This is a genomic window from Vibrio sp., from assembly GCF_047973365.1.
Taxonomy (GTDB): Bacteria; Pseudomonadota; Gammaproteobacteria; order Enterobacterales; family Vibrionaceae; genus Vibrio.
Map to the genome: position 1 here is coordinate 1 of NZ_JBKEBW010000052.1, position 6971 is coordinate 6971.

A 6971-nucleotide genomic window follows, 5' to 3' on the forward strand; every position below is an offset into this window, starting at 1 on the left:
CGCTTCCAGCTTAGCTTCCGCACTAAGAGAATGGCCATCAATTAAAAATGAATTTGAACCATGCATAGTGAAAACATGAGCCCAATAACGAACATGTTTTGTTGGGACAGAATATTTTTCAGCGAGCTCTCGAGGAGTGGAGCCATCAAGATACTTTTTAGCTACTTTGAACTTTAACTCGCGACTGTATTTGGACATAAATAAAAGACCCCCAATAATTGGTTGTCCAACTATTGGGGGTCACTTCAGTTTCTTAATTTTGTCTTTTCCGTAGAGAGTCTCGTCCATCACTTGTTTAACAACCACTTCGCCAGTAATCATATAGGCTGAAGCAAATTGAAAATTCATCGTGTGTCTCCGCAATTTTTGTACACTTACCACTAAATTTGTGCGTGAACTATATCACACAAATAAGCGATAACAAGACATCGATTACACTCTTTTATGCAATAACGATTAACTTCTTTTTGGTTGTTTATATGTTTTGCCCGCAGCTTGATATGTATCTCTTTGTTTAACTTCAAAATTAAAATCAAAGAACCAAGCAACGAATTTAATGACATCGTCACCTTCATTCATTACGTGTTCGACGAATTCTTGCTCTTCACCTTGTTCGTCCTGTTGTAACGTTACGTGATAAATGCGTTTTTCTCCGTCAACCTCAGCTAATTGAAACTGACCGGTTAAGGACTGTGCCGCTTGGGCTATCTCTTCGTCTTCATTGGATTTAAGCAGCTCTAAAGCTTGAGGTAAATTTTCTTTATCACATAAGCTCTTCACTAAAGCTTCAAATTCGTCTTGTTGCATAAAATATTCTCCTCAATCAATTACGAGCGGATTATAAACGTAAAATTCACCAATTCGATACAGGTGCTATGACTTAAAATCACAGCCAAATAAAAAGCCCCATCAGATGATAGGGCCTAATTAACATCAACAATTCAGCAATTACCCTTCTTGGGGTACATCTTTGACGTTTGAAGCAAGCATGCTCTCTCTCTCGTCTAAGATTTTATTTAGCTCATCACGACGGGTAAGGAACACGGACATTTCGTTCTTAGGTACTGATGTCGCCATTGGAATATTCGCTTTCATGGCATCCACCGGACGACCGCGAACAATCAACTCATAATGCACATGTGGACCCGTTACGCGACCTGATTGGCCTGATAAGCCAATACGTTGGCCACGCGTAACCTTTTGTCCTTTGCGCACCAATATTTTACTGAGATGCAAGTAACGAGTGGTGTAGGTGTTGTCATGTTTGATAACCACATAGTTGCCAGCATAGGGGTGGTTGCGAGTCATGATCACTTCACCATCACCCGTGGATAGTACTGGTGTGCCTATTGGCGTGGCGAAATCCGTACCATTATGTGGTGTATAGACCCCAGTAACAGGGTGATGACGGTTTGGATCGAAACCTGATGACATTCTCCAACGTGTTTTTGTTGGATAACGTTGAAAAGCACGTTGAAGACTGTTGCCATCTTTGTCGTAATACTGCCCGTCTTTGTATAAATACGCAGAGATTTCGTTTTTGCGATTTAAAATTTTAACTGCCTGAATTTCTCGATTACCTGTCAGCTTATCACCAACATATTGACGCGATTGAACCACTTCAAATTGGTCACCGGCGCGTAGATCTCGGCCAAAATTCACTTTATCTTTTAACAAAGCAACGATTTGGTCGATCTCGGCACTGCCTAAACCGAGCTTATTCGCTGATTGTGAAAAACTACCCTGAATTTCACCGACCAGAGCAAACTCCTTCCAGCGACTGGGAAGTGTCACATCCTTATATTCATAGCTGCCATCTGCAACACGCGAATACACCGCTCGTTCGACCAAACTAAATTCTAGTTCCATCTTCGCCAGCGTATGCTCTTCCTCACCAGACCAGAAACGCAGTGTATTACCTGGCTTTAACGTATCAAGGGACAGATAGTTTAAATCTGTTTCCATAATCTTCATCAGCTCTTGGTAGGAATAACCAAGCTGACTAAAGATACTACTTAAATTGTCACCCGCTTTGATGACATATTCGTAGTCTGGCAGCGGATCACTCTCATGCTTCGATTCACTAAAGATGGCTTCTACCACTTCTGATTCAGGAAGAGATAGAGCGATACTTTGCTGGTTCGCCCCAGGATTTGACGATAACAAGACGGCTGCAGCAACTACAATAGGTAATCCTATTGCAAAGGCTTTCTTTCGATTAGAAAGCTCTGAAAATCGCAAAATAATTGATTTTGAAAGCACAACCTTACCTGTGTAAATGACCTAAAAGAGGCACAGATTAAGGCTTTCTCAACAAAATGTCATTATTGGACGAGTAAAGAAACGTAAAAAGGCACAAAAGTGCCTTTTTTATAACTGTGTTTTATAGCGAAAGTTTAGATATTATTAACCCTATAACATGGACTTAACCACATGGTTACTATACTCAAACTACTTGAAGTTGCAGGTAGGCGGCAAGTGAGTGAATCCCCATGAGCATAGATAAACTATGTGATTGGGGTGAACGAACGTAGACAACACCGCTGCAGCTTCAAGTAGGAAGAGTATAAACGAAATTATTGATGGGTAGAGATCATACAATTATCTTCACCATATCCGTTTGGAATATATTGATCTGCTTGTGGGTCATTGACCCATAATTTTTCATCCAATAAATAGCGAAACTGATAATTAGAATCTTTAGGTAACCGAGCTTTAAACTTAAAAACGCTAGTTTTAGGCACTTTCTTCATTGGTTTAGATTGCCAATCAAGAAAATCAGCAACAATAGCCACATTGGAAGAGACATCTGGAGCATCCAGCTCGAATGTAACTTCAACTTCATCTTTTGTCTTAAAGAAACGCTTATTAATCATCTCAAACTCCATTTTTGTGCAAAAAGTGTTCTACTAGACCAATGATAGAAACTCAATAACAAACTTTCAAATTTAGCTGACGAATAAAGCCGCAAAGTTGACAACTGCCGGCTGCAAATAAAGGGGGTATTTATTAGCAAAAAAAGCATCCCAATCCTACCTTTACAGAATAGGAAATGAGCGTAGAATCAAACGCCTTTCGGTTACCCTACCATTTTTAAGGCTATTAACATGTTTGCCATCTATGAATCCCACAAAGCCGGTCTGTTAAAAAGTAAGCATTGGCTAAACAACTTAAGTGCGGGATTGATTGTCGGTGTGGTTGCGCTTCCACTTGCGATGGCTTTTGCTATTGCATCAGGCGTTAAACCTGAACAAGGTATCTATACTGCGATTATTGCAGGACTGATTGTTTCTATCTTCGGCGGTTCAAGAGTCCAAATTGCAGGACCGACTGGCGCGTTTATTGTTATTTTGGCCGGTATCGTTGCCCAATATGGCATAGGTGGTTTGCAAATAGCGACCATGATGGCAGGTGTCATTCTGTTAATCCTCGGTATAACCAAACTAGGCAGTATCATTCGTTATATTCCTGATCCGGTTATCGTCGGTTTTACAAGTGGTATTGGTGTTATCATTTGGGTCGGCCAATGGCAAGATTTCTTTGGCCTGCCAAAGAACAATGGGGAGCATTTCCATCAAAAGCTGCTTTCTATATTTAGTGCGTTCCCACAATTTCACTTAACAACAACGGTGTTGGCCATTCTCTCTTTAGCTTTAGTGGTTTTCGGCCCTAAAATTCCAAAGTTGTCTCGCATCCCTGGACCGCTATTAGCACTCGTGGTTGTGACCACTTTGCAATACGTTGTGGGTTTTGACGGAGTGCGCACTATTGGCTCAACTTTCGGCGGCATTCCTCAAGGTTTACCAGAACTCGCTATCCCAGAGATCACTTTTTCTCAAGTCATTCAGTTAATCGGCCCTGCTTTTGCGATTGCGATGCTCGGCGCCATTGAATCACTGCTTTCTGCGGTAGTTGCGGATGGTATGTCTGGAACCAAGCATAATTCTAACCAAGAGCTTGTCGGTCAAGGCATAGCGAATATTATTGCCCCTATTTTTGGCGGCATTGCCGCAACAGGTGCCATAGCCCGTACTGCAACAAACATCCGAAATGGAGGCAATAGCCCTCTCGCAGGTATCGTTCATGCTCTAACTCTAGTGGTTATTTTATTAGTGTTGGCACCTCTGGCGGCCAACATTCCGCTTGCTACACTGAGCGCCATTTTGTTTGTTGTCGCTTGGAACATGAGTGAAATCCCCCATTTCATTAAGTTAGTCCAACGAGCACCAAAAGCAGATGTTGCAATTCTACTGATCACTTTTAGTTTGACCGTTTTTGCTGACTTAGTAGTTGCGGTAAACATAGGGGTGATTATTGCCATTTTGCACTTTGTAAAACGTATGGCTTCAAGTGTGGAAGTCAAAGCATCAAGCGCTGAAGAACTAAGCTCCGACTTACAACGCCACGGTAAAGATGCATTACCAAGAGAGCTGGCTATTTATGCTCTCGACGGACCATTCTTTTTTGCCGCGGCAGAAACGTTTGAGCGAGTGATGAGCAGTATTCAGGAGACACCGAAAATACTTATCATCCGTTTGAGATGGGTACCGTTTGTCGACATTACCGGATTACAAGCGCTCGAAGAAATCATTGAAAACTTCCATCATAAAAATGTCACTGTGTTAATTTCTGGCGCAAACCCACGCGTAACTCAAAAGTTAAGCCGCGCTGGAATTATTCATCTGCTAGGCGAAGATAATGTCTATAAAAATTTCGATGATGCACTGAGTGAAAGCTTAAATACCATAGATAAAATGGCATTAACAAATTCAGAACCCGCATAACACGGGAAACCACATTATTTTCCTATCAATAGTTAAATTGATGCTCTTGGTCGAATAACCAAGAGCATTTTTTTATAATTTTGTAAGTTATATATACAAACCCAATACCAAGCCGCCAAGTCTGTGCCTAACATCACATTAAGAATACAGACTGTTTTCTACAAACCGCCCGCCAATGTAACAATAACGAAACAAACAACCATATTCTTCCAATCCCAAAGTGGAAAGGAGTGAATATTTACCCCTTTTTGATGAATAGTATTGCTAAGAATCAAAAAAGTAGATATTCTCGCGCCGATGAGTAAATACGGATGTTTAGTGAATTAATATGCCAAGGATAGGGTGATAATTGACTAGTAGTAACACGAGAAAAATAATGCAAGATAACGCCCAAACATTAGATACTTCAGTAGAACAAAAATCTGCTGGAAGCTTATGGATGTTCCTGATCCCTTCTTTGGTCGGGGTGTTCCTATTTATGGCACCGATCAGTTATGATGGTTCTTTCACAATCCCTGTTGCTGTACTCGCTAAATCAGTACAAGCTTTATTTGGTGATTCATTAGTTGCAATTCTAACCACAATAATTGCATTTATGTCGGTTGCATCTTTGGCAACAAAACTTTTAAAGCCGGCATTCATTGTTGAAAACTCATTCTTGAACAGTCTGTTTAATCCTTCTTGGTTATGGCTCGTTGTGCGAGTGGTTGGTGGTGCTGCGGTCATTATGACATTCTTCCAAATTGGTCCTAAAGCCATTTGGGAAGAAAACACTGGTGGACTGGTTTTAGAAGGTTTATTGCCAACACTATTTTCTGTGTTTATTTTTGCAGGTCTACTGCTACCGCTATTGCTTAACTTTGGCCTGTTAGAATTGATGGGAGCATTGTTAAGTAAAGTGATGCGTCCTCTATTTAACTTACCTGGTCGCAGCGCTATTGACTGTGTCGCATCTTGGCTCGGTGATGGCAGTGTTGGTATCCTACTAACCAGCAAACAATACGAAGACAAATTCTATACTCAACGTGAAGCTGCCGTGGTTGGTACCACATTCTCAGCAGTATCTATCACCTTCAGCCTAGTTGTTATTGCCCAAGTAGAACTCGAACATTTGTTCTTGCCTTTCTATGGAGCTATCTGCTTAGCCGGTTTTATTGCAGCGATTATTATTCCTCGCTTACCGCCACTGAGCTTGAAGAAAAATACCTTCATTGATGGTACAAAACCAGCACCTGACGCCGACGCAATTCCAAAAGGCCACTCCTCACTTTCTTGGGGTATGAACCTTGCTCTAAACAAAGCTGGTCAAGTGAAGTCATTCAAGTCTGTGTTTGGCGAAGGCGTTCGTAACGCTATTGACATGGTATTTGGCGTACTGCCTGTCGTTATGGGTTTAGGCACGGTTGCACTGGTCATCGCGGAATACACATCTATATTTTCAGTTCTAGGTCAACCATTTATTCCTTATCTAGATCTATTAGGTATTCCCGAAGCAGTTAAGGCATCTGAAACGATTGTTGTTGGTTTCGCTGACATGTTTATTCCGGCAATCCTTGCAGCGTCAATCGACAATGAGATGACTCGTTTTGTTATCGCAGCCATGTCGGTAACTCAACTTATCTACATGTCTGAAGTGGGTGCACTAATGCTAGGCAGCCGTATCCCAGTTAACTTTGTAGAACTATTCGTTATCTTCATTCTACGTACGTTAATCACACTGCCTGTCATCGCAGCGGTTGCACATATCATTTTCTAAGAACAATTTAACTTATACCGTTCTAGGTAAAAATGTGATCAGATTGAGCATCGGTAGAACAGCGAATGAGTGTCGAACACAAACACGCATAAACCCTTCCATGGGGCTCCGCTGAGCCATCCCTGGCTCAGAGGGTTTGCTTATCGATGCCCATTCACTGATCAGAAAGTTTTCCAGACTGGTAATCGAGTAGGGTGAGGCGTTACCGCCTCATCCCTCTCACAGAACCGTACGTACGGACCTCGTATACGGCTCATGCATACTTCCATTCAGCATAATTGCTAAACACATACCCTGTTCCTACTTGCTCAAGATTTACCAACCCCAGTTCGTTGAACCATTGGTTTGGCATCGCATAACTGGCTAGAGGACTTTGCGCATTTCTCCAACTACTCATTCGGATAAATCTAAACGGCGGCTTATATCCAAGC

The 6971-nt window shown here is 41.7% G+C and carries 5 protein-coding genes and 2 pseudogenes; 2 read left to right on the top strand and 5 right to left on the bottom strand.

Annotation, left to right across the window (positions count from 1 at the left end; all coding sequences use genetic code 11):
- The 4 genes and pseudogenes from ACK5MF_RS07285 to ACK5MF_RS07300 all read right to left on the bottom strand — a co-directional run.
- Positions 1-198 (bottom strand): annotated as a pseudogene (locus ACK5MF_RS07285) (helix-turn-helix domain-containing protein); the annotation flags it as partial.
- Positions 199-456: 258 nt separating this feature from the next.
- Entirely contained in the window at positions 457-807 is a 351-nt protein-coding gene (locus ACK5MF_RS07290) for a hypothetical protein (RefSeq protein ID WP_416920791.1), read from the bottom strand.
- Between the two features lie 141 nt (positions 808-948).
- On the bottom strand, positions 949-2262 hold the full coding sequence (locus tag ACK5MF_RS07295; RefSeq protein WP_416920793.1) for a peptidoglycan DD-metalloendopeptidase family protein: 1314 nt from the start codon (positions 2260-2262) through the stop codon (positions 949-951).
- A 314-nt stretch (positions 2263-2576) separates the two neighbouring features.
- On the bottom strand, positions 2577-2876 hold the full coding sequence (locus ACK5MF_RS07300) for an isoamylase early set domain-containing protein (protein WP_416920795.1): 300 nt from the start codon (positions 2874-2876) through the stop codon (positions 2577-2579).
- A 231-nt stretch (positions 2877-3107) separates the two neighbouring features.
- On the opposite strand from ACK5MF_RS07300, the gene ACK5MF_RS07305 reads away from it, so the two are divergent.
- The gene (locus ACK5MF_RS07305) at positions 3108-4784 is read left to right on the top strand and encodes a SulP family inorganic anion transporter (protein WP_416920797.1); all 1677 of its coding nucleotides are present in this window, start codon (positions 3108-3110) and stop codon (positions 4782-4784) included.
- A gap of 376 nt (positions 4785-5160) precedes the next feature.
- Positions 5161-6540: a YjiH family protein gene (locus ACK5MF_RS07310; protein WP_416920799.1), complete on the top strand. Its 1380-nt coding sequence runs from the start codon at positions 5161-5163 to the stop codon at positions 6538-6540.
- Positions 6541-6793: 253 nt separating this feature from the next.
- Here the strand turns inward: ACK5MF_RS07310 and ACK5MF_RS07315 are convergent.
- Positions 6794-6971 (bottom strand): annotated as a pseudogene (locus tag ACK5MF_RS07315) (group II intron reverse transcriptase/maturase); the annotation flags it as partial.

Bases quoted from the DNA above. Each gene is read 5' to 3' on its own strand.
- ACK5MF_RS07290 (WP_416920791.1), bottom strand. From the start codon at position 807: ATGCAACAAGACGAATTTGAAGCTTTAGTGAAGAGCTTATGTGATAAA.
- ACK5MF_RS07300 (WP_416920795.1), bottom strand. From the start codon at position 2,876: ATGATTAATAAGCGTTTCTTTAAGACAAAAGATGAAGTTGAAGTTACA.
- ACK5MF_RS07305 (WP_416920797.1), top strand. From the start codon at position 3,108: ATGTTTGCCATCTATGAATCCCACAAAGCCGGTCTGTTAAAAAGTAAG.
- ACK5MF_RS07310 (WP_416920799.1), top strand. From the start codon at position 5,161: ATGCAAGATAACGCCCAAACATTAGATACTTCAGTAGAACAAAAATCT.